Annotated in this window: 36 protein-coding genes and 1 other annotated feature; of the genes, 22 read left to right on the top strand and 14 right to left on the bottom strand. The window is 62.0% G+C overall.

Annotated features, from left to right (window positions below):
• Positions 1–6 precede the first annotated feature (6 nt).
• Entirely contained in the window at positions 7–717 is a 711-nt protein-coding gene (locus IHN22_RS02560; protein ID WP_191433309.1) for a helix-turn-helix domain-containing protein, read from the top strand.
• A gap of 42 nt (positions 718–759) precedes the next feature.
• Here IHN22_RS02560 and cysK read toward each other — a convergent pair whose 3' ends face one another.
• The 7 genes from cysK to rpsF form a co-directional block, all read right to left on the bottom strand.
• Positions 760–1,674 carry a cysteine synthase A gene (gene cysK, locus IHN22_RS02555; protein ID WP_191433308.1) on the bottom strand — a complete coding sequence of 305 codons (915 nt, stop codon included), beginning with the start codon at positions 1,672–1,674 and terminating at the stop codon, positions 760–762.
• 130 nt (positions 1,675–1,804) lie between these two features.
• A complete protein-coding gene (locus IHN22_RS02550; protein WP_191433307.1) occupies positions 1,805–2,698 on the bottom strand; it encodes a MetQ/NlpA family ABC transporter substrate-binding protein in 894 nt (297 codons plus the stop codon).
• 71 nt (positions 2,699–2,769) lie between these two features.
• Positions 2,770–3,013: a binding site (T-box leader), on the bottom strand.
• A 131-nt stretch (positions 3,014–3,144) separates the two neighbouring features.
• Entirely contained in the window at positions 3,145–3,900 is a 756-nt protein-coding gene (locus tag IHN22_RS02545; protein WP_087189291.1) for a methionine ABC transporter permease, read from the bottom strand.
• Positions 3,893–4,897 (bottom strand): methionine ABC transporter ATP-binding protein, encoded by a 1,005-nt coding sequence (locus IHN22_RS02540; RefSeq protein WP_087189290.1) that lies wholly within the window; start codon positions 4,895–4,897, stop codon positions 3,893–3,895. Before IHN22_RS02540 ends, IHN22_RS02545 begins: the two co-directional genes overlap by 8 nt.
• 224 nt (positions 4,898–5,121) lie before the next feature.
• Positions 5,122–5,361: a 30S ribosomal protein S18 gene (gene rpsR, locus IHN22_RS02535; RefSeq protein WP_007490771.1), complete on the bottom strand. Its 240-nt coding sequence runs from the start codon at positions 5,359–5,361 to the stop codon at positions 5,122–5,124.
• Between the two features lie 75 nt (positions 5,362–5,436).
• Positions 5,437–5,919, bottom strand: a complete 483-nt coding sequence (gene ssb / locus IHN22_RS02530; protein WP_087269348.1) for a single-stranded DNA-binding protein — start codon at positions 5,917–5,919, stop codon at positions 5,437–5,439.
• Between the two features lie 15 nt (positions 5,920–5,934).
• Positions 5,935–6,231 (bottom strand): 30S ribosomal protein S6, encoded by a 297-nt coding sequence (gene rpsF, locus IHN22_RS02525; protein WP_087189288.1) that lies wholly within the window; start codon positions 6,229–6,231, stop codon positions 5,935–5,937.
• Positions 6,232–6,478: 247 nt separating this feature from the next.
• On the opposite strand from rpsF, the gene IHN22_RS02520 reads away from it, so the two are divergent.
• The 21 genes from IHN22_RS02520 (at position 6,479) to IHN22_RS02420 (ending at position 20,198) form a co-directional block, all read left to right on the top strand.
• Positions 6,479–7,255 carry a PepSY domain-containing protein gene (locus IHN22_RS02520; protein WP_191433306.1) on the top strand — a complete coding sequence of 259 codons (777 nt, stop codon included), beginning with the start codon at positions 6,479–6,481 and terminating at the stop codon, positions 7,253–7,255.
• A gap of 185 nt (positions 7,256–7,440) precedes the next feature.
• Positions 7,441–7,698 carry an XRE family transcriptional regulator gene (locus tag IHN22_RS02515; protein ID WP_300985322.1) on the top strand — a complete coding sequence of 86 codons (258 nt, stop codon included), beginning with the start codon at positions 7,441–7,443 and terminating at the stop codon, positions 7,696–7,698.
• A complete protein-coding gene (locus tag IHN22_RS02510; protein WP_191433305.1) occupies positions 7,695–8,948 on the top strand; it encodes a PBSX family phage terminase large subunit in 1,254 nt (417 codons plus the stop codon). The genes IHN22_RS02515 and IHN22_RS02510 overlap by 4 nt, the downstream gene beginning before the upstream one ends.
• Positions 8,949–8,965: 17 nt before the next feature.
• Positions 8,966–10,141 (top strand): phage portal protein, encoded by a 1,176-nt coding sequence (locus IHN22_RS02505; RefSeq protein ID WP_191433304.1) that lies wholly within the window; start codon positions 8,966–8,968, stop codon positions 10,139–10,141.
• Positions 10,138–11,025, top strand: a complete 888-nt coding sequence (locus IHN22_RS02500) for a hypothetical protein (protein WP_191433303.1) — start codon at positions 10,138–10,140, stop codon at positions 11,023–11,025. The genes IHN22_RS02505 and IHN22_RS02500 overlap by 4 nt, the downstream gene beginning before the upstream one ends.
• A gap of 87 nt (positions 11,026–11,112) precedes the next feature.
• Positions 11,113–11,457, top strand: a complete 345-nt coding sequence (locus IHN22_RS02495) for a hypothetical protein (protein WP_191433302.1) — start codon at positions 11,113–11,115, stop codon at positions 11,455–11,457.
• Between the two features lie 18 nt (positions 11,458–11,475).
• Positions 11,476–12,510 (top strand): phage major capsid protein, encoded by a 1,035-nt coding sequence (locus IHN22_RS02490; RefSeq protein WP_191433301.1) that lies wholly within the window; start codon positions 11,476–11,478, stop codon positions 12,508–12,510.
• A 17-nt stretch (positions 12,511–12,527) separates the two neighbouring features.
• Positions 12,528–12,869, top strand: a complete 342-nt coding sequence (locus tag IHN22_RS02485) for a hypothetical protein (RefSeq protein ID WP_300985312.1) — start codon at positions 12,528–12,530, stop codon at positions 12,867–12,869.
• Positions 12,866–13,195 carry a hypothetical protein gene (locus tag IHN22_RS02480; protein ID WP_191433299.1) on the top strand — a complete coding sequence of 110 codons (330 nt, stop codon included), beginning with the start codon at positions 12,866–12,868 and terminating at the stop codon, positions 13,193–13,195. The genes IHN22_RS02485 and IHN22_RS02480 overlap by 4 nt, the downstream gene beginning before the upstream one ends.
• 56 nt (positions 13,196–13,251) lie before the next feature.
• On the top strand, positions 13,252–13,749 hold the full coding sequence (locus IHN22_RS02475) for a hypothetical protein (RefSeq protein ID WP_191433298.1): 498 nt from the start codon (positions 13,252–13,254) through the stop codon (positions 13,747–13,749).
• Between the two features lie 2 nt (positions 13,750–13,751).
• Positions 13,752–14,774 carry a phage tail sheath C-terminal domain-containing protein gene (locus IHN22_RS02470; RefSeq protein ID WP_300985320.1) on the top strand — a complete coding sequence of 341 codons (1,023 nt, stop codon included), beginning with the start codon at positions 13,752–13,754 and terminating at the stop codon, positions 14,772–14,774.
• Positions 14,775–14,786: 12 nt separating this feature from the next.
• A complete protein-coding gene (locus IHN22_RS02465; RefSeq protein ID WP_191433296.1) occupies positions 14,787–15,176 on the top strand; it encodes a hypothetical protein in 390 nt (129 codons plus the stop codon).
• A 14-nt stretch (positions 15,177–15,190) separates the two neighbouring features.
• Positions 15,191–15,607 (top strand): hypothetical protein, encoded by a 417-nt coding sequence (locus IHN22_RS02460; protein WP_242955357.1) that lies wholly within the window; start codon positions 15,191–15,193, stop codon positions 15,605–15,607.
• Positions 15,604–15,813 (top strand): molybdopterin oxidoreductase, encoded by a 210-nt coding sequence (locus tag IHN22_RS02455; RefSeq protein ID WP_191433295.1) that lies wholly within the window; start codon positions 15,604–15,606, stop codon positions 15,811–15,813. The genes IHN22_RS02460 and IHN22_RS02455 overlap by 4 nt, the downstream gene beginning before the upstream one ends.
• Entirely contained in the window at positions 15,810–16,322 is a 513-nt protein-coding gene (locus IHN22_RS02450; RefSeq protein WP_087188071.1) for a hypothetical protein, read from the top strand. Before IHN22_RS02455 ends, IHN22_RS02450 begins: the two co-directional genes overlap by 4 nt.
• Entirely contained in the window at positions 16,319–16,894 is a 576-nt protein-coding gene (gene safA / locus IHN22_RS02445) for a SafA/ExsA family spore coat assembly protein (RefSeq protein ID WP_365813623.1), read from the top strand. The genes IHN22_RS02450 and safA overlap by 4 nt, the downstream gene beginning before the upstream one ends.
• Positions 16,894–17,841 carry a hypothetical protein gene (locus tag IHN22_RS02440; protein ID WP_191433294.1) on the top strand — a complete coding sequence of 316 codons (948 nt, stop codon included), beginning with the start codon at positions 16,894–16,896 and terminating at the stop codon, positions 17,839–17,841. Before safA ends, IHN22_RS02440 begins: the two co-directional genes overlap by 1 nt.
• Positions 17,842–17,853: 12 nt before the next feature.
• Entirely contained in the window at positions 17,854–18,219 is a 366-nt protein-coding gene (locus IHN22_RS02435) for a hypothetical protein (protein WP_087188074.1), read from the top strand.
• Between the two features lie 4 nt (positions 18,220–18,223).
• Positions 18,224–18,571: a hypothetical protein gene (locus tag IHN22_RS02430; protein WP_191433293.1), complete on the top strand. Its 348-nt coding sequence runs from the start codon at positions 18,224–18,226 to the stop codon at positions 18,569–18,571.
• Positions 18,568–19,632, top strand: coding sequence for a baseplate J/gp47 family protein (locus tag IHN22_RS02425; protein ID WP_300985310.1), 1,065 nt, complete (start codon positions 18,568–18,570; stop codon positions 19,630–19,632). The genes IHN22_RS02430 and IHN22_RS02425 overlap by 4 nt, the downstream gene beginning before the upstream one ends.
• Positions 19,629–20,198: a DUF2313 domain-containing protein gene (locus IHN22_RS02420; RefSeq protein ID WP_191433292.1), complete on the top strand. Its 570-nt coding sequence runs from the start codon at positions 19,629–19,631 to the stop codon at positions 20,196–20,198. The genes IHN22_RS02425 and IHN22_RS02420 overlap by 4 nt, the downstream gene beginning before the upstream one ends.
• A gap of 77 nt (positions 20,199–20,275) precedes the next feature.
• Here IHN22_RS02420 and IHN22_RS02415 read toward each other — a convergent pair whose 3' ends face one another.
• The 7 genes from IHN22_RS02415 to IHN22_RS02385 all read right to left on the bottom strand — a co-directional run bounded on the left by IHN22_RS02415 (position 20,276) and on the right by IHN22_RS02385 (position 25,633).
• Positions 20,276–21,139 carry a DMT family transporter gene (locus tag IHN22_RS02415; RefSeq protein WP_191433291.1) on the bottom strand — a complete coding sequence of 288 codons (864 nt, stop codon included), beginning with the start codon at positions 21,137–21,139 and terminating at the stop codon, positions 20,276–20,278.
• Between the two features lie 117 nt (positions 21,140–21,256).
• Positions 21,257–21,940, bottom strand: coding sequence for a hypothetical protein (locus IHN22_RS02410; protein WP_191433290.1), 684 nt, complete (start codon positions 21,938–21,940; stop codon positions 21,257–21,259).
• Positions 21,937–22,692 carry a permease prefix domain 1-containing protein gene (locus IHN22_RS02405; protein WP_191433289.1) on the bottom strand — a complete coding sequence of 252 codons (756 nt, stop codon included), beginning with the start codon at positions 22,690–22,692 and terminating at the stop codon, positions 21,937–21,939. Before IHN22_RS02405 ends, IHN22_RS02410 begins: the two co-directional genes overlap by 4 nt.
• Positions 22,693–22,704: 12 nt before the next feature.
• A complete protein-coding gene (locus IHN22_RS02400) occupies positions 22,705–23,436 on the bottom strand; it encodes a hypothetical protein (protein WP_191433288.1) in 732 nt (243 codons plus the stop codon).
• Complete coding sequence (locus tag IHN22_RS02395; protein WP_191433287.1) at positions 23,433–24,191, bottom strand: permease prefix domain 1-containing protein; 759 nt, start codon at positions 24,189–24,191, stop codon at positions 23,433–23,435. Before IHN22_RS02395 ends, IHN22_RS02400 begins: the two co-directional genes overlap by 4 nt.
• 4 nt (positions 24,192–24,195) lie before the next feature.
• Complete coding sequence (locus IHN22_RS02390; protein ID WP_087188082.1) at positions 24,196–24,822, bottom strand: DUF5044 domain-containing protein; 627 nt, start codon at positions 24,820–24,822, stop codon at positions 24,196–24,198.
• Positions 24,815–25,633, bottom strand: a complete 819-nt coding sequence (locus IHN22_RS02385) for a permease prefix domain 1-containing protein (RefSeq protein WP_087188083.1) — start codon at positions 25,631–25,633, stop codon at positions 24,815–24,817. The genes IHN22_RS02390 and IHN22_RS02385 overlap by 8 nt, the downstream gene beginning before the upstream one ends.
• Positions 25,634–25,635 lie beyond the last annotated feature (2 nt).

Genomic DNA, 25,635 nt, shown 5'->3' with positions numbered 1-25,635 from the left:
GCGGATATGCGGGATATTGGAAAGAACATCAGGACGCTGCGGGAGAAAAAGGGCATGACCCAGGAGGAACTGGCGCAAGCTCTATTTGTTACCCGACAGACGGTGTCTAACTACGAGACGGGCAGGAGCAGGCCGGACATTGAGATGCTGGTCAGGATCGCCCAGGCGCTGGAGACTGATGTAAATCAGGTGCTGTACGGCCTGCCTGTGGAGCAGGACAAGCAGCGGGAGGCCAAGCGGCTGGCAGTGGGCTGTCTGACCCTGGCGGCGATTTTTCTGCTGCTGACGCTTCCTGCACCGTGGCTGAATGAGATGCTAAAGCGTGGCAATGTAGGGGCGGTGCTGGTGACCGCCCTTACCAACGGTTTGCTGAGGCCCGCCTTATGGCTGATATTGGGCTGGTGCGCCCTTCAGGGGCTGTGGCTGCTGCGGGTGATCCGGCCGCCGGAAGAGCGGACGTGGATGGCCTGGGCCCGGCGGGGTGTGTTGCTTCTGCTGGCGGTATGTGTGGTGTTGCTGCTTCCGCCGCTGGTGGTGGGACTGATCCAGGTGATCCAGACCGCATTGGGCGTGCCCTATGATGCGCTGGTAGAAGTTCCTCAGATCCCGGCGTATATATGGCTCATGAATCGCCAGTTGGTATTCCTTGTGCTCCGCCCTCAGATATGCGCCATCCCTGGCGCAGCCCTGTGGCTGCTGGGGGTTCCAAAACGCTGAGGAAAGAAAAAAGGACGCTGCGTGAGCAGCGTCCTTTCTTTTTTATGCGTAGATGCCGGTGGAGAGGTAGCGCTCGCCGGTGTCGGGCAGAACGGCTACGATGGTCTTGCCCTGGAAGTCGGGCCGCTTGGACAGCTCCCGGGCCGCCCAGGCGGCAGCACCGGAGGAGATGCCCACCAGAATACCCTCGGCCCGGGCAAGTTCCTTGGCGGAGGCAATGGCCTCTGCGCCGGGGACGGTAAGGACCTCGTCCACTACCCCCATGTCCAGGGTACCAGGGACGAAGCCGGCGCCGATGCCCTGAATCTTGTGGGGGCCGGGCTGGCCGCCGGACAGAACGGCGGACTCGGCGGGTTCCACCGCCACGACCTTAATGTTGGGATTCTGCTCCTTCAGGAAACGGCCCGCGCCGGTGATGGTGCCGCCGGAACCTACGCCGGCCACCAACACGTCCACCGTGCCATCGGTATCCCGCCAGATCTCAGGGCCGGTGGTCTCATAATGGGCCTTGGCGTTGGCGGGGTTGTTAAACTGGTCGGGCATCCAGGCGGAGGGGTCGGCCTCCAGCAGCTCCTTGGCCTTGGCAATGGCACCGCTCATGCCCTTAGCACCCTCCGTGAGTACCAGCTCCGCCCCCAGAGCGGACAGCAGGGAGCGACGCTCCTGGCTCATGGTCTCAGGCATGGTAAGCACCACACGATAGCCCCGCTGGCGGCCGATATAGGCCAGGGCCACGCCGGTATTGCCGCTGGTGGGCTCCACGATGGTGGCGCCCGGCTTGAGCAGGCCGGCTTCCTCAGCGGCCCGGATCATATACAGTCCCGCACGGTCCTTGGCGGAGGACAGGGGATTGAAGCTCTCCAGTTTGCCCAGGATGCCGCCGCCGGGGGCAAAGCGCTCCAGGCGGAGCAGGGGGGTGTTGCCAATCAGTTCGGGAATGGAATGGGCGATCTTCATAGTGTGCAGCCTCCCAGTATGTTTCTCAGGTTGGTATCAGCATACCACATAAATCCCACAAATTCAATAGGAATTTTGGGCAACAAACAAGGCCCGCCATCCGGCGGGCCTTGCTTAGATGCTGGAAAGATTAGAACATGGGGACAACGGCGCCCTCGTAGGTCTCATCCATAAAGGTCTTGACCTCGTCGCTCTTGAGGGCCTCCACCAGAGCCTGGATGGCGGGATCGTTCTCGCGGCCCTCCTTAACGGCCAGCACGTTGACGTAAGCCTGGGCGGCCTCGCCGTCGGCGGACTCAACGGCCAGAGCGTCAGAAACCTTCAGGCCGGCGTCGATGGCGTAGTTGCCGTTGATAACGGCCATGTCCACATCGCCCAGACGGACGGGCAGCTGGCTGGCTTCCAGCTCAACGATGTCCAGGTTCCTGGGGTTATCAGCGATATCGGCCTTGGTGGCGGTGATGCCGGCGCCCTCCTTCAGGGTGATCAGGTTCTCCTGCTGGAGCAGGAGCAGAGCGCGGGCCTCGTTGGTGGTGTCGTTGGGCACGGCGATCTGAGCGCCGTCAGCCAGCTCGTCGATGCTGGCGGTCTTGCCGGCATACAGGCCGAAGGGCTCGTAGTGAATCTCAGCGGCGCTGACCAGGTGGGTGCCGTCGCTGACGTTGAACTCGTTCATGTAGGTGATGTGCTGGAAGTAGTTGGCGTCCAGCTCACCGCTCTCCACTGCCAGGTTGGGCTGGATGTAGTCGTTGAACTCCACGATCTCCAGGGTGATGCCCTGCTCAGCCAGGATGCCCTTGGCTACCTCCAGAATCTCAGCGTGGGGGGCGGGAGTGGCGCCGACCTTGATGGTGGTGCCCTCCAGAGAGGCGGTGTTCTCCACAGCGGGGGTCTCGGAGTTGCCGGAGGGGGTCTCGGAATTACCGGCGGGGGTGTTGGCGGAGCCGGAGTTACCGCCGCCGCAGCCGGCCAGCAGGCCGAAAGACAGAGCGCCGGTCAGGAGCAGAGAGACAAGCTTCTTCATGGTACATTTCTCCTTTTCATGTTCACAGGTGTTACCCAAATCAGAGTACAAAAAAACGCCCTTGAATAAAGTTCAAGGACGAGAGCTTTCCGCTTCGTGGTACCACCTTGTTTCACCTCTGCCTCACGACAGGGGCCTTATGGAGTACAGTCATACTCCTGCGCGCTGACGGGCGCACCCGTCGCAGCCTATACCAAACGGTAGTCGGTGCGCCGCTCCAAGACCATCTTCACCAAAACCTTCCGTACCCGTTCCCACCATACCGGGCTCTCTGTGCCGTATCTTTCTGGTTACTCTTCTCTTCATTGCGTTTGAGGGGCGTTATTCAGTTCCCTTTGGGTTGCATTTAGTATATGCCTCCCTCACTCATTCGTCAAGTAGACAGTTTAGACAAAAGAACGGGGTGCGCATACCAAAAAGTTTGCGCACCCCGTCCAAACAGATGATTAATGGATTCCGGACTTTTCTGCCCGGTTGGTCTTGAGCTTCTTCTTCCGGTCTGTGCTGCGAATCCGCTTATCCAGACGGACCGAGGCCCGGGTACCGATGGACTGGAAGATCTGGACCAGGATAACCAGCACCACCACAGACACCCACAGGATGATATTCATCCGGCGCTGATAGCCCAGATTGAGGGCCATGGAGCCCAGGCCGCCGCCGCCGATGGCGCCCGCCATGGCGCCGTAGCTGAGGATGGTGATGAAGGCGGTGGTGAAGCCGGAGATCAGGGAGGGGCGGCTCTCAGGCAGGATCACCTTGGTGATGATCTGGAAGGGAGAGCAGCCCATGGACTGGGCGGCCTCCACCACGCCGCTGTCCACCTCACGGAGAGAGGCCTCCACCAGACGTGCCACAAAGGGGAAGGCAGCCACGATCAGAGGTACAATGGTGGCCACCGTGCCGATAGAGGTGCCCAGGATCAGCCGGGACAGGGGAATAACCACCACCATCAGGATGAGGAAGGGCACCGAACGCAGAATGTTGATCACAAAATTCAGCACCGCCATCACCGGACGGGGCAGAGGCAGTACGCCATTGGGCTCACCCACCACGGCGATGACACCCAGGGGCAGACCGATGACATAGGCAAAGAAGGTGGAGATCACCGTTACATACAGGGTCTCCCAGATGGCAAAGAGCAGGCCGTTTTTGCTCAGCTCCAGCAGACGGAGGACCTCTTCATTTTGCAGCAGATCAGCCATGGTAATCAGGCACCTCCTCCACAGTCACGTCCTTCTGGGCGCGCAGATAGTTCATGGCCTTAGCGGCCTCGGTTTTGTCCTCAGGCAGGCCAAGCAGCATGGAGCCGAAGGCCTTGCCGTTCACGTTGCGGGTATCGGCACCCAGAATGTTGACCTTGACCCCACAGTCGATGGCCAGAGAGGCGATGAGAGGCTCATAGGAGGAGCCGCCGTTGAACACCACCCGCACCACGCTGGCCACGGGGAACTGGTCGATATGAGCGCCCTCGGGGAACACCAGCTTGCGGCCGGCCTCGGTCTTGGGGTTGGAGAAAACCTCCTCCACGGTGCCGGTCTCCACCATATGGCCGTGGTCCAGAATGGCCACATGGGTGCAGATCTCCTCCACCACCGCCATTTCGTGGGTGATGACCACCACAGTGATGCCAAGGCGCTTATTGATGTCCTGGATCAGCTTCAGGATGGAGCGGGTGGTGGTGGGGTCCAGAGCGGAGGTGGCCTCATCGCACAGCAGCATCTTGGGGTTGGAAGCCAGAGCACGGGCGATGGCAATGCGCTGCTTCTGGCCGCCGGAGAGCTGGGCGGGGTAGGCATTGGCCTTGTCGGGCAGGCCCACGATGTCCAGGTACTCCAGGGCCCGCTTTTTGGCCTCCGCCGCCGGGACGCCGGCGATCTCCATGGGGAAGCAGATGTTCTTCAGGCAGGTCCGCTGCATCAGCAGGTTAAACTGCTGGAAGATCATGCTGATGGACCGGCGGGTCTGGCGCAGACGGGCAGGGGAGAGTTCCATCAGGTTCTCTCCGTCGATGAGGACCTCTCCCTGGGTGGGTCGCTCCAGCAGGTTGATGCAGCGCACCAGGGTGGATTTACCCGCGCCGCTCATGCCGACGATACCAAAGATATCCCCGTCCCCAATGGTCAGGTTGATATCCGACAGGGCCTCAAAGTCCCCGTCCGCCGTGGGAAAGACCTTGGATAAGTGTTTCAGTTCGATCACAGGTCTGTTCTCCTTCGTCTGATTTGTATGTAATACCTCCGGTTTTGACAAAACACCGGGATGTTTGCATCGGGAATATTCTATGACAACCGGGACGGGCTGTCAAGGTGTTTCGGGAGGGAAGAGACGGGCCGATGTGGGCATCGGCCCCTACAGAGGTACTGGAGGATGGTCAGAGCAAAAAGAAACAGCCGGGCCATTGGCCCGGCTGTTCAATGACGCTATTAGTCGGTCACGAAGGGCAGCAGCGCGATCTGACGAGCACGCTTGATGGCCTCAGTGAGCTGACGCTGATGCATGGCGCAGGTGCCGGTGGTGCGGCGGGGCAGGATCTTGCTCCGCTCGGACAGGAACCGACGCAGCTTCACGGCGTCCTTATAGTCGATGTGCTCCACCTTGTCCACACAGAAGGTGCAGACCTTGCGGCGCTTGCGGCCGCGGGGGCGCTCTCTATCCATAGCCATAACTGGAAAACCTCCCTTGTTCCGGGCCTATAGTCCGGCTTGTTTTATGATGCGGCATCCGCCGCTGTGTTCGGTTTAGAAGGGCAATTCGCCGTCATCCTCAGTGAGTTCGGCAAACTGGTCGCCGCCGGCAGGGGCGGAATAGCCGCCGCCAACAGGGGCCGCGGGGGGCGCATAGCCGCCGGGCGTGCCGTAGCCGCCGGAGGGTGCGCTGTATCCGCCGCCCTCGGCGTCCCGCTTGGAGTCGCCAAAATACACGTTGTCGGCCACCACCTCGGCAGTGCGGCGCTTGTTGCCGTCCCGGTCGGTCCAGTCACGCAGCTGGAGCCGGCCCTCTACCACGGCCATACGGCCCTTGGTGAGAAAACGGGAGACAAATTCCGCCGTCTGACGCCAAGCCACGATATCAATGAAATCGGTGGCCTTTTCGCCGGTGGTCTTGTCCTTAAAGTCCCGGTCCACAGCCAGAGAGAAGGAGGCCACAGCCGTCCCGGTCTGAGTGTGCCGGAGTTCAGGGTCACGGGTCAGACGACCCATGAGAATAATACGGTTCAGCATGAAGCCTCTCCTCTCTTACTCGTCCTTGCAGACGATCAGGGAGCGCATCACGCCGTCAGTGATCCGCAGGATACGATCCAGCTCGCGGGGGAACTCGGGCTTGGACTCGAAAGTCATCAGCACGTAGTAGCCCTCAGTCAGGTCATTGATGGGATAGGCCAGGTGGCGCTTGCCCCACTCGTCGACCTCAGCCAGGGTGCCGTTCTGCTCCACCAGAGTCTTGAACTTCTCCACCATGGCAGCAGTGGCCTCCTCACCCAGGTTGGGATTGAGGATGTAGACCACCTCGTAGTTACCGCTGAGTTTTGCCATTTTCTTTGCACCTCCTTATGGACATATGGCCCCCGCCCTTTGCGGGAGCAAGGATGGCTTGTCACGAACAAGCCCTATTATTATATAAGATATTTGGAAAAAGTCAAGATTTTTTCGCGGGAAAATAAAAAATAAAAAACTTTCAGATTCTGTGCAATATTTGGGCGGGCTGCACCATTGTATAGGCAGAAGGGCCGGTGAGGCCCATGAAGTAAATCATAAATTTCATTGTAAAGGAGTTTTTCAGATGAAAAGAGGTTTTGGAAAAGGTTTTGTGTCCGGTATGTTGGTTGTGTCTCTGGCAGTGGGATTGGGAGTTACCGCCATGGCGGCTACCAGAACCATCAAGGTTGAGGACGATATTCAGGTGACCCTGAACGGCGCACGGTTCCAGCCCAAGGACGCCGATGGAAATGAGGTACCCCTCTTCTCCTATAACGGTACTACCTACGCCCCCGTTCGGGCCATCTGCGAGGCCGCCGGTCTGAAGGTGGATTACGATTCCGCCACCTATACTGCTGTGCTTACCACGCAGGACCAGTATATTGCATCCACTCCCGGCGCCTCCAACTATATTACCGTGGAACAGGCCAAGAATGCGGCCCTCAATCATGCGGGCGTGAAGGCCGGCGACGCCATCTTTGTGAAGGCCGGGCTGGATTGGGATGACGGTCGGGTACACTATGAGGTGGAGTTCTACGCCGGCAACACGGAGTACGACTACGATATCGACGCCACCAGCGGCGCGGTGCTCTCCTATGACCGGGAGTGGGATGACTTTTCCCTGAAGGGCAGCGGCAGCAGCACCGCCACCCAGGACGACCTCATCACTGAGGCCAAGGCCAAGGAGATCGCCCTGGCCAAGGCTCCTGCCGGCACCACCGTGGTCAAGTGCGAACTGGACCGGGACGACGGCCGGTATGTGTACGAAGTGGAGATGCGCAACGGCAACATGGAGTACGACTGCAACATCAACGCGGTTACCGGTGTAATCATCGACTGGGATGCCGACCGGGACGACTGATCCGGTAACACAGACAAGTAAATAAACCAAAATTTGGGGCTGCTCCGGGATGACCGGAGCGGTTCCAAATTTTTTTTGACTTTTTTTCTCCTTCGGTGTACGCAAACATCCAACTTTTGGCCCTGGGACGCCAAGGGTGAGGAGTGAGTGCGGTGGACAGTGAGAGGGGCAGGCTGTTGGAACTGATGGAGAAACTGGCCAAGTGCAAGGCCAACGATGCGGTCAAGCTGGCCTTTTTGGAAGAAGGAGAAGTGGAGGAAATCGACAGCCTGGATTTGACGGCGCTCACTGGATTCAAACGTACCGACAAAGGAGCTGTGGAAATTCAATTGGTGGATCGGCTGACGGTACTCAAACTGCTGGTGGAGCTTTCTGACGGACAGGAGGACAAGCAGGCGGAGTTCTTTCAGGCATGGGAACGGAAGGCTGAGGAGGATAGATGAAATTTCGGACGTTTTCCCCCAAGCAGAAGCAGGTGCTCACCTGGTGGTGCGACCCGGAAGTGCGGGACAGGGAAGCATTAATTTGCGACGGGGCGGTACGCAGCGGCAAGACCATGTGTATGGGTCTGTCCTTCTTCTGTTGGGCCATGCGGACCTTCCATGGTCAGGCCTTCGGCCTGTGCGGCAAGACGGTCACTGGTCTGCGGCGCAATCTGCTGGGTGGGCTGCTACCGGTACTCAGGGAGCTGGGCTTTCAGTGGGAGGAGAAGGTGTCCAAAAATCTGATTACCGTCCGCTTCGGCGGGCGGGAGAATACCTTCTACCTCTTCGGCGGAAAGGACGAGGGAAGTGCCGCCCTCATCCAGGGCATCACCCTGGCGGGGGTGCTGTTGGACGAGGTGGCCCTCATGCCCCGGTCCTTTGTGGAGCAAGCCTGCGCCCGGTGCTCGGTAGAGGGGAGCCGGATGTGGTTTTCCTGCAACCCGGAGGGGCCGGAGCACTGGTTCTACAAGGAGTGGATCCAGAAGAAGGAGGAACACAATGCCCTCTACCTCCACTTTACCATGCAGGACAACCCAGCCCTCTCCCCCAGAGTCATCCGGCGGTATACTCGCAACTTCAGCGGGACCTTCTACCGGCGGTTCGTGCTGGGAGAGTGGGCGGCGGCAGAGGGGCGGGTATACGACTTTTTTGATGAGAGCTATGTGAAGCCTGTGCCCCAGGGGGAGATGGAACAGTGGTGCATCTCCTGCGACTACGGGACGGTGAATCCCTCTTCCTTCGGCCTGTGGGGTCTGCGGGATGGAGTGTGGTACCGGGTCAAGGAGTTTTACTACGACTCCCGGCGGGAGGGCAGGCAGAAAACCGACGGAGAGTACGCCCGGGATCTGGAGCAGCTGGCAGGGGGAAGGACCATCCGGCGGGTGGTGATCGACCCCTCCGCCGCCAGTTTTATCGAGCTGCTGCGGCGGCAGGGCTGGCGGGTAGAAAAGGCCAATAACGACGTGCTGGCCGGTATCCGCGTGACCGCCGATCTGTTACGGCAGCGCAAGCTGGTAATCTGCGCGCCCTGCGCCGACGCCATCCGGGAATTTTCCCTCTATTGCTGGGATGAGAAGGCAGTGGGGGACCGGGTACAGAAGATACACGACCACGCCATGGACGACATCCGGTATTTCGCCGCCACGGTGGCGGCGGGAGGCGAGGGCGGATTTTTCGGAGGGCTGTGCGTGGAGCGGGAGCGGTTTTGAGAAAAAGGAGTGTGGTTATGGGACTGTTCCATAAGAAAAGTGGGCCGGAGAGCGGCGGACTGGCGGTCCAGATCCGGGAGGGAGGCAGGCATCCCTTCGGTGTGCTGGACGGCTATGTGCCCCTGCGGCAGGGGGAGATCGCCCTCTATCGCAGCATCCGGGAGGCGGTGCCCATTGTGGATGCCGCCATCTGGAAACTGATCCGGCTGGCAGGCGGGGTGATTGTGCAGTGCGGAGACAAACGGGCCCAGGAGGAGCTGGAGTGGTTTTTACAGCACGTAGATACCGGACGGGGCCAGCGGGGCATCCAGTCCTTCCTGGACTGCTATCTGGACTCTATGCTCACCTGCGGCCGGGCGGTGGGGGAGATCGTCCCTGACCGGAGACGGCGGGACATCGCCGCCCTGCTGTGCGGAAACGTGGCCGACATCGAGATTAAAGAAGGGGACACCCCGATGGAGTTTGCCATCTGGGGCCGGGGGACCGACGGTACCATGCGGGAACTGCCCCGGCAGGAGCTGCTCCTCTTCACCCCCTTTCAGCCTGAGACGGACAGCCCCTATGGGGTGAGTCTGCTGCGGTCCATGCCCTTCCTGACTGAAATTTTGCTCAAAATTTATCAGGCCATGGGCATGAACTGGGAGCGGATGGGCAATGTCCGTTTTGCGGTGGTGTACAAGCCGGGGGACAATCCCCTGGATCATAGCATGGTGCAGGAGCGCAGCCGCCAGATCGCCCGGGAGTGGTCCGCCGCCATGCAGGCGGGCAAGCACGGCAATGTCCGGGACTTTGTGGCGGTAGGCGATGTGGACATCAAAGTGATCGGCGCGGACAACCAGGTGCTGGACAGCGAGGTGCCGGTACGGCAGATCCTGGAACAGCTGGTATCCCGCACCGGCATCCCGCCCTTCCTGCTGGGATTGTCCTGGTCCTCCACCGAGCGGATGAGTACCCAGCAGGCTGATATGATGACCAGCGAGATCACCGCCATCCGCCGGGGACTGGAGCCGGTGGTGGAGCGGATCTGCGAGTTGTGGCTCAGGCTCCACGGGTATGATCCCAAGGTGACGGTGGAGTGGAAGGATATCAACCTCCAGGACCTGGTGGAGGAGGCTCGGGCGGAGCTTTACCGCCAGCAGGCCCGGACGGTGGAGATGGACAACGAGGCCAGAGAGAAGGGAGAGACGGTATGAACATCAACAAGCAGGCGGGGGTGGATCAGGGTACCGCCCTGGATCAGAACGAGCTGGGGCTGATCAACGCCATCAGCCGCAAAAAACTGACGGAGGAGGAGGTATACACCTTCGCCGTACGGCTGTGCGACAACGAGGTGGATCGGGACGGGGAGCGGTTCCCGGCGGAGACTCTGGAGGAGCTGGCCCCCCTCTTTGTGGGCAAGAGCGGTATTTTCGACCACCAGTGGAGCGCCGCCGGACAGACCGCCCGCATCTACCGCACCGAACTGGTGCGGGATGAGAGCGTCCTCACGGCGGCGGGGGACGCTCTGTGTTACCTGAAGGGCTACGCCTATATGCTGCGGACCGAGAGCAACAAGGACCTGATTGCTGAGATCGAGGGCGGCATCAAGAAGGAGGTGAGCGTGGGCTGCGCGGTGGAGGAGGCCAGATGCTCCATCTGCGGAGAGAACATCCATGACCGAAGCCGGTGCGCCCATGAGAAGGGCAGGGAGTACGGCGGCAAGCTGTGCTGGGCCGATCTGGTCCACGCCACCGACGCCTACGAGTGGTCCTTTGTGGCGGTGCCGGCCCAGAAAAACGCGGGGGTGATGAAGAGCATGAGACAGGATATGGAACAGCTGGAGCGGGAGGCCGCCCTGGGGCGCAAGTACCTCCAGCAGCTCAAGGACGAGGTGGTGCGCCTGGGCGGCGTGGCCGGGCTGGCTCTGGAGCAGGAGACGCTGAAGAGCATTGTCCGGAAGCTGGAGGAGCCGGAACTGGACGCGCTGAAGAAGGCCTTTGAGGTCCAGGTGGACAAGGCCTGGGGCGTGGAGACCCAGCTGCCCGCCTGGGAGCGGCAGGTCCCGGCGGAGGGACGGGACGGGGCATTTTTGATCTGAAACCGACGATAACGGATTGCTGCGCCAGTGTGCGCACTGGCGCGCAATGACGGGGATTGGCCCCGACAAAAAGAAAGGAGTAGAAACATGAGCAGCAAGATTTCCTTTGAGGGCATCGGCGAAGTGGTGGCTACCTTTGCCTGCGGCGAGGGTGTGATCGCCGGTCAGGTGGTCAAGGTGACGGAGGACGGCACGGTGGGCCCCTGTACCGACGGCGAGAAGTTCTGCGGCGTGGCCCTGTCCGCGGAGGACGGCTATGCCGCCGTTCAGCTGGGCGGCCTGGTAAAGGTGGCCGCCACCGGCGAGGATATCCAGGCGGGCTGGGTCAAGCTGTCCGCTGACAGCGCCGGCGGGGTAAAGAAGAACGATTCCGCCGGTGTGGAGTACCTGGTGGTGCGTGTGGAGACCGACGGCGCTGTGGTGCGTCTGTAAGAAAGGGAGGATGGGAATATGAGCTATCGGTTTGACAATCTGAGACTGGAAAAGGGTATGTACAACGAGGCGGGCCGCACCTTTACCCAGGTGCTGGAGCGGGAGGATCCCTCGGAGCAGTACAAGGGCACTCCTCTGGAAGGCCTGGACGCCTATCAGCGTCAGCTCAAGCGCTTTGACATCAAGGTGAAGGGCGCGGGCAGTGACGTGGTGGAAAAGTTCTTCTCCACCAGCCAGTCCGCCGTCCTCTTCCCCGAGTACATCGCCCGGTCGGTGCGCCAGGGTATGGAGGAGGCCGACCTGCTGCCCCACATCACCGCAGCCGTCACCCGCTTCGATGGCATGGACTACCGCTCCATTGCCTCTGTGCCCGAGGATGACCAGAAGGCCCTGCGCCATGTGGAGGAGGGCGCCACCATCCCCCAGACCCAGGTCAAGACCCAGGAGAACCTGGTCAAGCTCCACAAGCGGGGCCGGATGCTGGTGGCCTCCTACGAAGCCATCCGCTATCAGAAGCTGGACCTGTTCTCCGTCACCCTGCGGCAGATCGGCGCCCACATCAACCGGATGCACCTGGAGGATGCCATTGATGTGCTTCTCCACGGCGACGGCAACGAGAACCCCGCCAAGGAGTATACCGTGGGCTCCGACCCCATTGGCGGCTCCTCCGGTACCCTGACCTACGACGATCTGGTGGACTTCTGGGCCCAGTTTGACCCCTACGAGATGAACACCCTGCTGGTGTCCGGCGACATGATGCGCCAGCTGCTTAAGATGGACGAGTTCCAGAATCCCCTTACCGGCCTCAACTTCCAGGGTACCGGCAAGCTGTCCACCCCCCTGGGGGCCACCCTGCTGCGCACCTCCGCTCTGGAGAGCGGTAAGCTCATCGGCCTGGACAAGAACTACGCTCTGGAGATGGTACAGGGCTCCGACGTGATGGTGGAGTATGACAAGCTCATTGATCGCCAGCTGGAGCGGGCCGCTATCACCAGCATCTCCGGCTTTGCCAAGTTGTTCACCGATGCCGCCAAGGTGCTGAAGCTGAAATGATTGAGGAGATCATGGCAATGGCCCAGAGTCTGGGTCATGTAGACGACGGCCAGCAGGCGGCCCTGGAGGCCCTGTGCCGGGCGGCGGAGACTGAGATGACCGGACGGCTCCGGGACGGGGTGAGTCCGGAGGACTGCGGCCCGGCCTTCGTGCTGGGGTGCGCCTGGGTGGCGTTGGCAGGGCTGGCCGGAGGCCAGTACGGCGGCGGGACCGAGTTTACTGCCGGAAGCGTTACCATCCGGGAGGCGGACTGCGTTCAGGATCGGGAGCGCTCCGCCGCCCTCCGGCTCCAGGGCGAGACGGTGCTGGGGCCCTATCTGAAGGACCGGGGATTTCTGTTTCGGGGGGTGGAGGGATGACCGACCGCTGGAGACAGATTTTATCCAGATATGGTCAGACCGTCACCCTCTACCGGCAGGGGCAGGAGGAGGGCACGGCGTGCCGGGCCTTCCTCCAGCCCGTTCAGGAGAAGGGGGCGGATTTCTTCCAGCGGCAGCCTACCCCTCTGGGGCTGGTACGGCAGGACCGATGGATCTGCCTGGGCGGCCCGGACATGGCTCTGGATGAGCTGGGCGACGGGTACCTTGCCTGGGGAGGCCAGACTTTTACGGTACGCAGTGCCCAGCCGGTATACCTGGGGGAGGAATTGGTGTACTGGTGGGGACTGCTGGCGGTAAGAGATTGAGCGTGACCTGGAGTGTTTTGACGGGTGGAAAGACTGTGGGAAGCGGGGGGAGAAGGATGGAGTTTGGAACGATCCGGAAGCGGATGGCGGACTATCTGCAGGGGCAGGGCATCGAGGCCCAATGCGCCTACCCGGAGATGAGACGAGCCCGGAGAGATGGAGTGGTGGCAGCCGTCTCCCTCCGGGCCTGCCAGGGGGGACCGGAGGGGTTCCGGGACTACCTGGGAGAACGGTATGACCAGGAGAGCGGCCAGTGGCAGGAGCTATACGGGAGGAAGATCGTCCTCACCTTCGGGCTGGACCTGTACGCTCCCCAGGGCTGCGGCGCGGCGGGTATTCAGGAGACCTTTGACCGGATGGCTGAGGCCTTGCAGCGGGAGGGGCCCCCCGGCCTTACCATCCAGGAGCTCTCCTGCGGAGAGACGGAATTTGACCAGGGGGCCGGCCTCTACCACCGGACGGTGGAGGCGGTATGCCGGGGCTACCTGTATGCGGTGGCCCAGGAGGGCGGCACCTTCCTGGACTTTATTGTGAGAGGAGAGAGCCGGATTTGAGTATGACGATCCATGAACGGCCTGGAGTATACTCCAGCTACGACGCATCCACTGTGATCAGCGGCAGCGGCGGCGGCCGTACGGTGGGCCTGGTGGGACTGGTTACCGAGGGGGAGAGCGGCAAGTTGTATACCCTTAACCGCTATGAGGACGCGGTCACCCAGTTTGGTCAGGAGGAGAACCTGACCAAACTGGTGCAGGTGTTGTTCCGCAACGGCGCGGCCAAGGTGGTGGCGGTCCCGGTGAGCGGCCAGGAAAACTATCAGGGAGCCTTCGACCTGCTGGCGGTAGAGGAGGATATCTCTGTGGTAGTGTGCGACAGCACGGAACTGACCGTCCAGCAGGCTTTGCGGCAGAGCGTCTGCGACGCGTCCCAGGCCAGACGGGAGCGCATCGCCGTGGTGGGCGGCGCTCAGAGCGAGAATGTGGAGGCCCTGGTCCAGCGGGCGGAAGGGCTCAACAGCGAGCGGGTGGTGCTGGCGGCCCCCGGCGATGACACCGGCCTGGCCGCCGCTGCCGTGGCAGGGGCCATTGCCGGAGAGAGCGACCCCGCCATCCCTCTGGGCGGCGCGGAATTGAAGGGCCTGGAGGGGATGGAGGCCCGGTACGCTGACACCGAGATCGACACCCTGGTGCGGGGCGGCGTCACTCCACTGGAGAACGTGAGCGGCGTGGTCAGTGTGGTGCGGGGTGTCACCACCCGCACCAAGACTGGAGAGGCGGAGGACGCCACCTGGCGGGAACTGACTACCATCCGCATTGTGGACGACGTGATTCCCACCATCCGCAACTCCCTGCGGGCCAAGTTCCGCAGGACCAAGAACACCGAGCAGACACGGGGGGCTATCCGCTCCCAGGTGGTGCTGGAACTGGAGAACAAGCTGGCCAGGGAGATCATCACCGGCTACGATCAGGTGACGGTGGAGGCGGACACGGAAAATCCCACCGTCTGTCTGGTGGACTTCACCTTTACGGTGGCCCACGGCCTCAACCAGATCTGGCTCACCGCCCACATCACGGTATAAGGAGGGAAGAGCATGAAGATTTCAGGTTTTCCCACCAGCAGCGACATCTATCTGGAGATCGACGGGAAGAAGGTGGCGGTGGTCCAGAGCTACACCGCTAAGACCACCCGCTCCAGCCAGAGCGTGGAGGCCTTCGGCGAGGAAGAGCCGGTGGCTACCATTCCCGGTCCGCGCACCCATGTGCTGGAGCTGACCCGGCTGTACGCCACCGATGAGGCCATCCGGGACGGCATCAACTTCCACGACCTGGAGGATTTCAGCCTGGTGATCTGCAAGCCGGACCGGAAGATCATTTACTCCGGCTGTCAGTGGAGTACCATCGGCGAGACCGGAGCCCTGGGGGCCATGGTGGTGGAAAAGATTACGGTGGTGGCGGCCAAGCGGATCGAGACGGCGGTATGAGGAGTGAAACAGGGATGGAATCGCTGCTGAGCCGGAGGGACAGGCTGACCCTGGAGGACGGCACCCAGCTGCGGCTGCTCTCCGCCCTGGAGGTGCTGGAGGCACGCCGGGAGGGGGAGGAACTGGCCCAGGGCGAAGGAGAGCGGGCCCTGTGCGCCAACGCCTGCCTGCTGGCCCGGGCCCTGGAGGAGAACGGCAAGCCCCTGTTCTCCTCAGGTCGGGCGGTGCTGGAGCACCTCAGCGCCCGGGAGGTAGCCCAGTTGGCCCGACTGTGGGATAAGCTGGACCGGGCGGAAAATCCCTCCCCCGAGGATGGGGAGGAGGCCCGGGCCCTAAAAAAAGCCTGGAGCATACGCCTTATGAGCGCCTTCGCTGGCGTGTGCTCAAGACGTTTGGGGCCCTTCCCACGGAGGAGCGGGCTCAAAAAATGAAGGCCAGAGACTACCTGTGGTGCGCCCTCAACCTGATGCTGGACCGGGAGGAAGTGCTGGAGCAGCTGTGTCCCTCCTGCCGGCAGAAGGCGGAGGAGTCCTGCTGCCCGGTATGCGGACAGCAGGCGGGGGCCACCGTGGGGGGACAGAACGCCTCCTTCGATCAGGAGCGGTTTGAACGGCTGATGCGGGGGGAGAGGGCATGATCGACTATATTGGACAGCTGCTGGAACAGCAGCTGGAGCGGGAGGAAAGGGATGAGACCTGGGAGACCGGCCCGGTGCGGGTCCCCCTCCCTGCTGTGGGAGAAGAAGAGGCCGGACAGAGCGGAGAGAACACGGAAGAAGCTGTCTTGTCCAGTCTGGAGGGCAGGGACGGGGCCGGTTTGGCTCTGACGGCGGGCGGTTCCGGAACTGTCACCGGCGGAGATATCCGCCGGTGGGCGGCGGGGTTAGACGTACTGGGTCAGGCCGGGGAGCGCCGGACGAATGGCGGGCCGGAGACTGACCGGGCCTGGACGGAGGCTGTCCGGGAGCTGGATCAGGCGGTACGGATCAGCCTGGCGGGCCTTCCGGTGGCGGAGCGGCAGACCCAAGTGGTGACATTGGAGCCGCCGGGCAGAGAACAGAACGGCGGTCAGGATGGGCTGCGGCGGCTGGACCGGCTGGTGCGGCGGGACGCACGAAGATTTGACGGGGGGTTTCAACTGCTGTGAGACTGGCGGCAATGCGCTATAAAAACTATGTATGGCCCCACAATCCCAGGGTGTATTCCATCTCCTTCAAGCGGAAGGTGGGGGCCAGGGAGGTGCCCTTCGGCCACTATGCCCTGCAGGATCTGGGACCCTCTTACCGCATCATGCGAGGAGAAGGAGAGTTTGTGGGGGAGGGGGCCTACGACGAATTCAAAAAGCTGGCTACCGTCTTTTATAACGAGGGGCCGGGTATCCTGGTCCACCCGGTATGGCAGACGGCCAACGCCTACTTTGTGGAGCTCTCCCTCAGTCAGGAGCCCAGAGCCGACTATGTGAAGTATACCTTCACCTTCTGGGAGGAGTTTGGTGGGCACAGCACAGGTACCCGAGTGACCACCACCTCTGGCGGAACAACGGGAGGGACGGCCCAGACTGGTTCCACCGGAGAGCAGTGGTACACCGTGGTACGGGGGGACACCATGTGGGGGATCGCCCGGCGGTATGGGGTAGATCTGAGTAATCTGATTGCCCTCAATCCCCAGATCAAAAATCCCAACCTGATCTACCCGGGGCAGAAAGTGCGGGTGGCGTGATGGAGGCCGTACTGCATTGCTGGGACGGAAGTCAGATTGCTCTGCCCCAGGTAACGGAATGGAAGTTTCAGTATGGGCTGGGCACCCCCTGCGACAGCTTCGAGGTGCGCTGCCTGTGGGAGCCGGAGGAGGATCTGCTGGCGGAGGCAGTCAGCTTTACCGCCGACGAGGGGGGGCAGAGGGTATTCACCGGCCTGGTGGACGAGTGCGAGCGGGGTTGGGATGAACAGGGCGGTTTTTTGACCATATCTGGTCGAGGTATGGCGGCCCGGCTGCTGGACAACGAGGCTCTGGGTATGGACTACCAGGTGGCCACCTGGCAGGACATCCTGCGGGACCATGTGACGCCCTACGGGCTGGAGGCGGCGCCGGGGGCCAAACTCACCGCCGTGCCCGGCTTTTCCGTGGCGGTGGGAAGCAGCGAGTGGCAGGTGGTCTATGAGTTCTGCCGATATTACGGCGGGATTACCCCCCGGTTTGACCGGCTGGGGCGGCTGGTGGTCACCCCTTGGGAGACAGGGGAGAAGCTGGTGCTGTCCGAGGACACGGGGGTGACCGCACTTACCCTGCGGGATCAGCGGTACGGTGTGCTGTCTCAGATCCTGGTGCGGGACAGAACCACCGGAGCGGTGCAGACAGTGGAGAACCAGGACTTCGCCCGGCGGGGCGGCCGGTGCCGGAGGGTACTCACCATGCCGGGAAAGAGCAGCTATCAGACCATGCGCTATTCCGGCAGCTACCAGCTGGAGCGGTCGGCGGAGGAACTGCGGCAGCTGGAGCTGGAATTGCCCGGGGCCTTTGTGGCCTGGCCGGGGGAGCTGGTGGAAGTCCACCTGAACAAGCCGGTAGGCCGGGGCACCTGGCGGGTAGCGGAAATGGTGAGCGGAATGGACGAAAAGGGAACCTACACCCGGCTGGTGCTGGGGGACCCGGCGGCATTGAAGTAGGAGGGAGACAAGATGTGGCTGGCACAGCAGCAGCGGCGTAGAAGAAAAGATGGAGGTTCTCAGGTGGGCACCGTTACCCTGGGGGGCGACCCGGCAGGGGTATGCCTGGACGGCGAGCGGCGTGACCTGCCGGTATTTGCCCCCGGCGGCTATGTATGGCGGCCAGCCCGGGGTGACCAGGTGCTGGTCCTCAAGACCGGCGCCGACGGTGAGGCCCCCTGCGTAGCGGGGGCACGGTGTGCCGAGGAGTACGGCGTGGCGGAGGGTGAGGTGCTGCTCTACAGCGGCGGCACCTCCATTCGCCTGGGCATGGACGGCACGGTGTCCGTGACCGGCAAACTGCTGGTCAACGGCAAGGAGGTCATGACAAGGGAGTGAGCAGATGGAACTGATGGTAAGGGACGGCGACTATGTGCCCGACGAGGGGGGCGGCTACCGGAGAGCGGAGGGCAGCCAGGAGCTGCTCCAGCGGGTGCTGTGGAAGCTGTCCATCCCGCGGGGCAGCTTCCCCTTTCTGCCCAACCTGGGCAGCCAGCTCTACCAGTTGGGTCGCTGTAAGCCCGCCCAGCGGCAGAATCTGGCCCAGCAGTATGTGGCCCAGGCCCTGGAGGACGAGCCTGACCTGACGGTGACTGCCGTGAGCCTGGAGGAGAACGGCACCATGGAGGTGGTGCTGGAGTGGCAGGGGGAGGAGCTGAAGCTGACGGTTGTGACGGGAGGGATTTGGTGAGATCCATTGACGAGATCTATGGAGAGATGACGGCCATCTTTGAGAAAGAGACGGGGATTGCTCTGGCCGGAGACGGAGATATGGCGGTGCGGCTGTACGCCGTGGCTGCCCAGATCTACGCCCTGTACATTCAGGCCGACTGGGTAAACCGCCAGTGCTTTCCCCAGAGTGCGGAGGGGGAATATCTGGACAAGCACGCCCAGCTGCGGGGCCTGGAACGCCGTGAGGCTGTGGCGGCGGAGGGGACAATTCGTTTCCAGACGGACAGTGCCGCCCAGGCTGATCTGACCATCCCGGCGGGGACGGTGTGTATGACGGCGGGGCTGATCCGTTTTGAGACCACCCAGGAGGTCATCCTCCAGGCCGGTGAAACCCAGGTGGATGCCCCGGCGGTAGCCCTGGAGACGGGGACGGCGGGCAATGTGGCGGCAGGCGCCATCCGGGCCATGGCGGTGGCCCCGGTGGGGGTCAGCCGGTGTACCAATCCGGAGGGATTCTCCGGCGGCCTGGATGCGGAGGACGACGAGACCCTGCGGGCCAGAGTGCTGGAGACCTTCCAGCGGATGCCCAACGGCGCCAACGCCGCCTACTATGAGCAGAGCGCCATGTCCTTTCCTCAGGTGGCGGCTGCGGCGGTGGTGTCCCGGCCCAGAGGGGTGGGCTCGGTGGACGTGGTGGTGGCTACCTCCGCCGGAGTGCCCGATGAGGAACTGCTGGAGGAATTGCAGGCCTATTTTGAGGAGCGGCGGGAGATCGCCGTGGATGTGCAGGTGCGTGCCCCGGAAGTACAGAATGTGGATGTGACCGCTCAGATCCAGACAGCGGCCAACCGGGACGGGGAGACGGTGCGGCAGAATGTGGAGCAGGCCATTCGGAGCTGGTTTAATGGACAGCGACTGGGCCAGAACATCCTGCGGGCTAAGCTGGGCCAGCTGATTTATGAGGTGGACGGGGTGGAGAATTATACCCTCACCGCTCCAGCCGCCGATGTGACGGTGGAGCACGATGTGCTGCCCCAGCTGAATAGTGTCTCGGTTACCCGGACGGAGGGAACGGCATGAGCGGCTACGCGGAATATTTGAAGGACCTGCTGCGGCCCATGCGGGTCTACGAACTGGAGGGCACTGCCAACGGCGGGGAGCTGGAGGCCCAGGGTCAGGCGCTGGACGGTGTGGAAGCTGGTCTGGAGGAGATCCAGCGGGAGATGCTGCTCTCCACGGCGGAGGACCGGGGGCTGGAGGCTGTGGAGAGCCTGCTGACCCGGCGGCCGGTGACCGCCGATCTGGAAATGCGGCGGGCGGCCTTGGCCGCCCTGCTCCGCATCGGTGGAGACAGCTTCACTCTGGCGGCCATCAATGACAATCTGAAAGGTTGCGGCATCAATGCCCAGGCCAGAGAGACCGGAAAGGCGGGGACGGTGGAGGTTTACTTCCCTGATGTGCCCGGAATTCCCGATGGGTTTGAAGAATTGCGGGAGATCATTGAGAGCATTCTGCCCGCCCATTTGGGTGTAGAATATGTGTACTGGTATATCACCTGGGCACTGATGGAACAGAAGTTTTCCACTTGGGGCGAGATCGAGGCTATGGGACCCACCTGGGAGGAACTGGAGAAGATGGTGGAGTAACAGCCGGTGGGGAGAACAAACAGAAGAAGCACAGACCGGCCTGTTTGACCGTCTGTGCTTCTTGTTGGTTATGTAGTTTAAAGCGTGCCCAGGACCATGCCGGCAATCACCAGGAAAATGCCGATCACGCCGGTGACGGTGATGGTTTCATGGAGGGCCACGGCGCTGACCACCAGGGTAACCAGGGGGACCATGTAGATGTACAGGCTGGCTTTCAGCACGCTGATCTTCTGAGTGGCCTTATTCCAGAACAGGTAGCATAGAGCGCTGCCCACAAAGCCCAGATACATCAGCTTCAGCCCATTTTCCCAGGTGAACACCGATTCAAAGGGGATGGGATGACCGTCCAGCAGGACCAGAGGGAGCACCGTCAGGATGCCGTAGAACATCAGCTTTCTGGTGATGAGCAGGCCGTCATACAGCGGGGACCACCGGCGCAGCAGCAGGCTGTAGACCGACCAGGAGGCGGCGGCGGACAGGGCCAGCAGGTCCCCCAGAGGCCGCAGGTGGAGGGCGGTCATGCCGTTGAGCACCACCAGCACCACCCCCACAAAGGCCACGGCATAGCCGGTGATCTGCCCCCGTTTCAGGTGCTCCTCCTTCCGGATGACCGCCAGGAGCAGGGCCATCATGATGGGGGAGGTGGAGACCAGGATACTCACATTGGAGGTCTGGGTCAGGGTGATGGCGTTGGTTTCCGCCAGACAGTAGAGGGTGTTGGAAAACAGGGCCAACAGGAGGAAACGCCACTCCTCCCGCCAGCGGAAATACCACTTGGGATGGAGGACCCACAGCAGCAGGTAGGCCAGAATGAAGCGGAGCAGCATCAGCTGGACGGGCTGGAGGAAGGTCATCAGGCCCTTACTCACCATAAAAGTGGAGCCCCAGACCACAACGCAGACCAGGGCCATCCCGTGGCCCATCCACTGGCTTTTCTTCACAATGACCGACCTCCTGTTCCATATTGCCCGGTGTGGCCGGACAGAGGGTCCGGTCACCCAAGGCAATGTTAGCATCAACAGGGCTGCAAGTAAATCATTGGAAGAGTTGCCAGCAGGTCAGGAAGTAGGGGAATCCTGGCAGATCAAATTACCGTCGGCGTCATAGCCCTGGCACCAGGCCAGCCAGATGGCAACGCTGTCATCGGATGGGCCGGGTGCCAGGGTGGAGGGAGCGGCCCACACGCCGTCAGCCACCTGGGTAAAGGTGGGAGAGACGCCGTGGCTGTCGATGGCGGCCTGGGGATCGGCCCGTTCACTGGCACCCAGAGAAATCAGCTGGGCCTCTACCCGCACCACCCTGGGATCGGTGCAGATCACCACGGGGGTGGCCTCAAAGGCAAGGCCAATATTGGGTTGAGAGCCGAACAGATTGCAGTAAATGGGATCTTCCTGCTGGGTGAGATCCAGCTGCCAAAAGGGAAGGGTGTCCGCAGGCCGCCACAGGAAAACGGCCAGCCGGTCCAGGGTGTAAAACTGCACGGTGTCCCCCTGGCGGCCCACAAACCACCAGGTGTTTTTTGGTACATAGTCACCCCGGAGCTCCTGGTATTGGATGGGGCCGGAGGCCAAAATAGTGTTGTCTGTCACATAGTGTTCCCGGTTCAGGCGCTCACACACGGCGGCGGAGGATGGGAGGGGGGTATCCAGTGCCAGCCAGACGGCGAGCAGTCCCAGACACAGCAGCAGGATGCTCAAGGCCCAGCGGATGCGGGGCAGGGTGTAATAGCGGAAATGGGTCATGAAAACAGCACCTCCTCCTCCAGCTCAATGCGGAGTATGATCTGGTCGCCGGGTTTGCCCAGGGTGATGGTGAACCATTGGGCGCCGGGGGTGGGATCGGTGATGGTGAGATACCCGCTGGCGGCCAAGGGCGAGGTGGACCAGGTGGAGCAATAGGCCTCCCCGGTGGCACCGGTGGAGTCGATCCAGGTACAGGGCACCTGGTACAGTTCCAGGTTATCCAGCCACAGCTGCCAGTGGGAGACCGAGAGGGAAACCTGGAGTTCCAGCTGAGGATGGTCGGGGTAATCCGGCGTGCGGATCAGGGCGGCGTCGTGGGCGGTGACAGTATAGCCTCCCACCGTTCCGCTGCCGGAGGCGGAGCCGGAGACCACCAGAGTTTCGTCCGGCTGGGAGGGAAGGGTACAGGAGGGTGGAAGCAGAGAGTTGTGGGCAAAGAGACCGGTCTGATGCAGGCCGCTGGCCACGGTGCTGACCAGAATGAGCATGATGCCCAGCACGGTGAACAGGGCGGTCAGGCCGGGAAACAGGGGGCTGTGGCAGCGGTCCAGCTCATGGCCGATCTGATAGGGATCTCCCATGGCCTCCACCGCCTGGCGGGCGGCTACCTCAGGTTCGATGCCCTGTTCCTCCAGTGCGGCGGCGTGATCCTCCAGGTGAGCGGTCAGCTCTTCCCGGGCCAGACGTTTTGCCAGCGGCAGTCGGATGACAGAACACACCTGGTCGCAGAATTGTTCAAATGGCTGGCACAAGGCGGATTCACCTCATTCCCTGTCTTTGGTGGGATCATAGGAGCAGACCAGATTGCCGTCGGCGTCATAGCCCTGGCAGAAGGCCACGAGATAGCCGCTGCCATCAGGAGATGCCCAGGGGATCAGGACATAGGGGGAGGGACCTACCCATACTCCGTCTCCCGCCTTGGTAAAGGTGGGGGAGACCCCGCGCTGGGCGATAGCGGCCTGGGGATTGGCCCAGTCCTCCTCTGACAGGGCAACCAGTTGGGCCTCCACCCGCACCACGGCGGGGTCCACGCAGAGGAGGATGGGAATGACCTTTGAGGCATCCATACCAGAGAAGCCATCCAGGGAGGTCAGCTGAAAGACATCAAAGGTACATCCGATGGGCTGATCCTGGAGGGAGAGCTGATAGGAACGGCCACGGGTAGCGCGGTCCAATGGGCGCCACAGGAACCCGGCCAGCCGCTCCAGCACCTGGAGCTGAAAGCGATCGCCGCTGCGGCGTATGAACCACCAGCAGTCCCGGTCGGTATAATCACTTTTGATGATGATCCCTTCCTCCGTCATATCGATGGGACCGGAGGCCACGATCTCGCCGCCGGAGCTGTAGTTTTCCCGATCTATCCGGGCGCAGATGGCGGCCGGGGAGGGGAGCGGGGCATCCAGTGAAAGCCACAGGAAGAAGAGACAGAACAGAGCGGCTATGATACTCAGAACCAGCAGGAGGCGGGGCAGGATGTAATAGCGAAAGTGTTTCATGCCGGAGGCACCTCCTCATCCAGAGTGATTTCCAGGGTGCATTGATCGCCGGGCCTGCCCAGAGTGACGGAGAACCAGCTGCAGCCGGGGGTGGGGTCCTCCAGAACCAGATACCAGTTTTGAGCCAGAAGGGTGGAGGCCATGGGGCAACAGGAGACCGTACCGGAGGCGCCGTCGGAGTCGGTCCAGACGGCGGGGATGGAGGGGGTCAGGTGGTCCAGCCAGGGCTGCCAGTGGGAGACGGTGACAGCGGCCTGGATTTCCAGCATGGAGGGGCGGAATTTGGTGCTGGGGCGGTGGACCAGAGCGGCGTCTTTGGCCTGGATGGTATAGCCCCCCACATGGCCGCTGCCCCGGGCTTCTCCCTCGCAGAGCAGGTCTCCATCGTCCCAGCCGGGCAGGGTGGGGGCGGGCAGCAGCACCGTTTCATAGCGGAAGAAACCAGTCTGATGCAGAACGCTGGCGCAGAAGCCGATGAGAAAGAGGGCGCAGGCGCACAGGGCAAAGATTTTGGACAGCCGGGGGAGCAGAGGACTGTGACAGCGGTCCAGCTGGCGTCCGATCTCTTCCGGATCTCCCATGGCTTCCACGGCCTGGACTGCGGCCTCCTCAGCAGAGATCCCTTTCTCCTCCAGCGCGGCGGCGTGGTCCTCCAGGTGGGCGGTCAGTTCCTCACGGGCCAGACGCTGGGCGGGGGGCCAGCGGATAGATGCACACACCTGATCGCAGAAACTATCAAAGGTTTTGGAGGACATACACTCACCTCAGTTCATAACGAGTCGTCCAGGATTCCGGTTCAGGGGACTGGTAGATCAGCCTTCCGTCGGCATCGTAGCCACGGAGGCGGATACGGTCCATATAATAGGCGGGGAGCAGGTTCCCGGTGAGCTGAAACCAGAAGCAGCCGTCTGCCACCGGGCCCTGGCGGAGGGTATTCAGGCCATAGACTCTGCCGGCGTCCGACTCAGAGACCAACACCGGGTACTCCACCTCCACCTGGACAATGTCCGGGTCACCGGCCAGCACCAGAACAGCCCCCCAACTGTAGGGTGTGACGGCACTCAGCGGTTGTTCCGGGTCCCGGTAAAGGGACACAAGCGTGCCGGAATCCCAGAGCAGCCCTTCCCGGGACAGACCACACCAGGCGTACCAGTTTCCCATGCGCAGCAGGTACTGGCGGTCATAGAGAGGGCCGGACCCCAGATCCGCCACCACCTGGCCGTCCTCCCAGTAATACCGGGTCTGGGTGGCCCGCAGGGCCTGTTCAGCGGTAAGCATGGGGAAATCCAGGGTGACGGCCAGGAAAACCAGAGTAAGCAGCAGGACTACGGCGTCCCGCAGGATGCGCCATTTGCGGCCTCGCCGGGAGATGGAACGTTCAGCCATCTGCTTCGCCTCCCTTCAGCGGAACGGTGAGGGAGAGGCGGACTTCTCCATAGCGGTCGAAGCGGAAGGTCAACTGGGAGGCTGCCGGGTCCACATTGGTGACGGTGAGGCAGTAGTGAGTGGCAAAGGGGAAATCACCCATGGGGGTGCTGACCTGCACTCTGGAAAAGACGGTTTCGTCCAGAGCCTGCCACTCCCGGGGAGAGGGATAGCGGTTGCCCACATCGTCCTCCGCCCACAAGTCATAGCCAAAGGCGGGACAGCGCAGCCAGGGATTGGATTGCGTTACCTGGAGGATACAGTCCACATAGCGGGCGCCGGAGTAGTTCTCAATGCCGACCTGTTTTATGGTGTAGGTATAGGGCGGGTCCTGATAGACAGCATTGGTCTCATACTGAGCCACCAGATTGTCCGGGTGGACATGACGCTCAAAGTAGAGGGCGGGATCGCTGCTGACAGAATCGGGCTTTCCGGTCAGGTTCTCCAAGGTGCCGGGCAGGTGGAACAGGGAAAATATTATAATGATGGCTGACAAGAACCACACCACCGCTTGAAACCAGATCTGGAACCACCCCAGCAGGAGACTGTGGCTCTCATTCAGGGCCCGGCCCAGTTCTTCCGGGTCTCCCATAGCCAGAACAGCTGCCTCTTCGGCCTCCTCCGGGAGTAGGTCGGGGTGAAGTTCCAGCAGGGCGTCCCGGTGGTCCTCCAGGTGGGCGGTGAGTTCGGCGGTGATGGCGTCGTGGTCGGGAGAGAAGCGGACAAAGGCGCACACCTGCCTGCAAAATGTCTCGCAGCGATTGGAGGCCATAC

Source organism: Flavonifractor sp. An112, assembly GCF_904377885.1.
GTDB lineage: Bacteria > Bacillota > Clostridia > Oscillospirales > Oscillospiraceae > Flavonifractor > Flavonifractor avicola.
This window is presented reverse-complemented; position numbering and strand designations above follow the sequence as displayed.

What these genes read in the sequence shown, in the direction of transcription:
- IHN22_RS02560 (WP_191433309.1), top strand. Translation starts at nt 7, where the DNA reads ATGCGGGATATTGGAAAGAACATCAGGACGCTGCGGGAGAAAAAGGGC.
- cysK (WP_191433308.1), bottom strand. Translation starts at nt 1,674, where the DNA reads ATGAAGATCGCCCATTCCATTCCCGAACTGATTGGCAACACCCCCCTG.
- IHN22_RS02550 (WP_191433307.1), bottom strand. Translation starts at nt 2,698, where the DNA reads ATGAAGAAGCTTGTCTCTCTGCTCCTGACCGGCGCTCTGTCTTTCGGC.
- IHN22_RS02545 (WP_087189291.1), bottom strand. Translation starts at nt 3,900, where the DNA reads ATGGCTGATCTGCTGCAAAATGAAGAGGTCCTCCGTCTGCTGGAGCTG.
- rpsR (WP_007490771.1), bottom strand. Translation starts at nt 5,361, where the DNA reads ATGGCTATGGATAGAGAGCGCCCCCGCGGCCGCAAGCGCCGCAAGGTC.
- ssb (WP_087269348.1), bottom strand. Translation starts at nt 5,919, where the DNA reads ATGCTGAACCGTATTATTCTCATGGGTCGTCTGACCCGTGACCCTGAA.
- rpsF (WP_087189288.1), bottom strand. Translation starts at nt 6,231, where the DNA reads ATGGCAAAACTCAGCGGTAACTACGAGGTGGTCTACATCCTCAATCCC.
- IHN22_RS02520 (WP_191433306.1), top strand. Translation starts at nt 6,479, where the DNA reads ATGAAAAGAGGTTTTGGAAAAGGTTTTGTGTCCGGTATGTTGGTTGTG.
- IHN22_RS02515 (WP_300985322.1), top strand. Translation starts at nt 7,441, where the DNA reads ATGGAGAAACTGGCCAAGTGCAAGGCCAACGATGCGGTCAAGCTGGCC.
- IHN22_RS02510 (WP_191433305.1), top strand. Translation starts at nt 7,695, where the DNA reads ATGAAATTTCGGACGTTTTCCCCCAAGCAGAAGCAGGTGCTCACCTGG.
- IHN22_RS02505 (WP_191433304.1), top strand. Translation starts at nt 8,966, where the DNA reads ATGGGACTGTTCCATAAGAAAAGTGGGCCGGAGAGCGGCGGACTGGCG.
- IHN22_RS02500 (WP_191433303.1), top strand. Translation starts at nt 10,138, where the DNA reads ATGAACATCAACAAGCAGGCGGGGGTGGATCAGGGTACCGCCCTGGAT.
- IHN22_RS02495 (WP_191433302.1), top strand. Translation starts at nt 11,113, where the DNA reads ATGAGCAGCAAGATTTCCTTTGAGGGCATCGGCGAAGTGGTGGCTACC.
- IHN22_RS02490 (WP_191433301.1), top strand. Translation starts at nt 11,476, where the DNA reads ATGAGCTATCGGTTTGACAATCTGAGACTGGAAAAGGGTATGTACAAC.
- IHN22_RS02485 (WP_300985312.1), top strand. Translation starts at nt 12,528, where the DNA reads ATGGCCCAGAGTCTGGGTCATGTAGACGACGGCCAGCAGGCGGCCCTG.
- IHN22_RS02480 (WP_191433299.1), top strand. Translation starts at nt 12,866, where the DNA reads ATGACCGACCGCTGGAGACAGATTTTATCCAGATATGGTCAGACCGTC.
- IHN22_RS02475 (WP_191433298.1), top strand. Translation starts at nt 13,252, where the DNA reads ATGGAGTTTGGAACGATCCGGAAGCGGATGGCGGACTATCTGCAGGGG.
- IHN22_RS02470 (WP_300985320.1), top strand. Translation starts at nt 13,752, where the DNA reads ATGACGATCCATGAACGGCCTGGAGTATACTCCAGCTACGACGCATCC.
- IHN22_RS02465 (WP_191433296.1), top strand. Translation starts at nt 14,787, where the DNA reads ATGAAGATTTCAGGTTTTCCCACCAGCAGCGACATCTATCTGGAGATC.
- IHN22_RS02460 (WP_242955357.1), top strand. Translation starts at nt 15,191, where the DNA reads ATGGAATCGCTGCTGAGCCGGAGGGACAGGCTGACCCTGGAGGACGGC.
- IHN22_RS02455 (WP_191433295.1), top strand. Translation starts at nt 15,604, where the DNA reads ATGAAGGCCAGAGACTACCTGTGGTGCGCCCTCAACCTGATGCTGGAC.
- IHN22_RS02450 (WP_087188071.1), top strand. Translation starts at nt 15,810, where the DNA reads ATGATCGACTATATTGGACAGCTGCTGGAACAGCAGCTGGAGCGGGAG.
- IHN22_RS02440 (WP_191433294.1), top strand. Translation starts at nt 16,894, where the DNA reads ATGGAGGCCGTACTGCATTGCTGGGACGGAAGTCAGATTGCTCTGCCC.
- IHN22_RS02435 (WP_087188074.1), top strand. Translation starts at nt 17,854, where the DNA reads ATGTGGCTGGCACAGCAGCAGCGGCGTAGAAGAAAAGATGGAGGTTCT.
- IHN22_RS02430 (WP_191433293.1), top strand. Translation starts at nt 18,224, where the DNA reads ATGGAACTGATGGTAAGGGACGGCGACTATGTGCCCGACGAGGGGGGC.
- IHN22_RS02420 (WP_191433292.1), top strand. Translation starts at nt 19,629, where the DNA reads ATGAGCGGCTACGCGGAATATTTGAAGGACCTGCTGCGGCCCATGCGG.
- IHN22_RS02410 (WP_191433290.1), bottom strand. Translation starts at nt 21,940, where the DNA reads ATGACCCATTTCCGCTATTACACCCTGCCCCGCATCCGCTGGGCCTTG.
- IHN22_RS02400 (WP_191433288.1), bottom strand. Translation starts at nt 23,436, where the DNA reads ATGAAACACTTTCGCTATTACATCCTGCCCCGCCTCCTGCTGGTTCTG.
- IHN22_RS02395 (WP_191433287.1), bottom strand. Translation starts at nt 24,191, where the DNA reads ATGTCCTCCAAAACCTTTGATAGTTTCTGCGATCAGGTGTGTGCATCT.
- IHN22_RS02390 (WP_087188082.1), bottom strand. Translation starts at nt 24,822, where the DNA reads ATGGCTGAACGTTCCATCTCCCGGCGAGGCCGCAAATGGCGCATCCTG.
- IHN22_RS02385 (WP_087188083.1), bottom strand. Translation starts at nt 25,633, where the DNA reads ATGGCCTCCAATCGCTGCGAGACATTTTGCAGGCAGGTGTGCGCCTTT.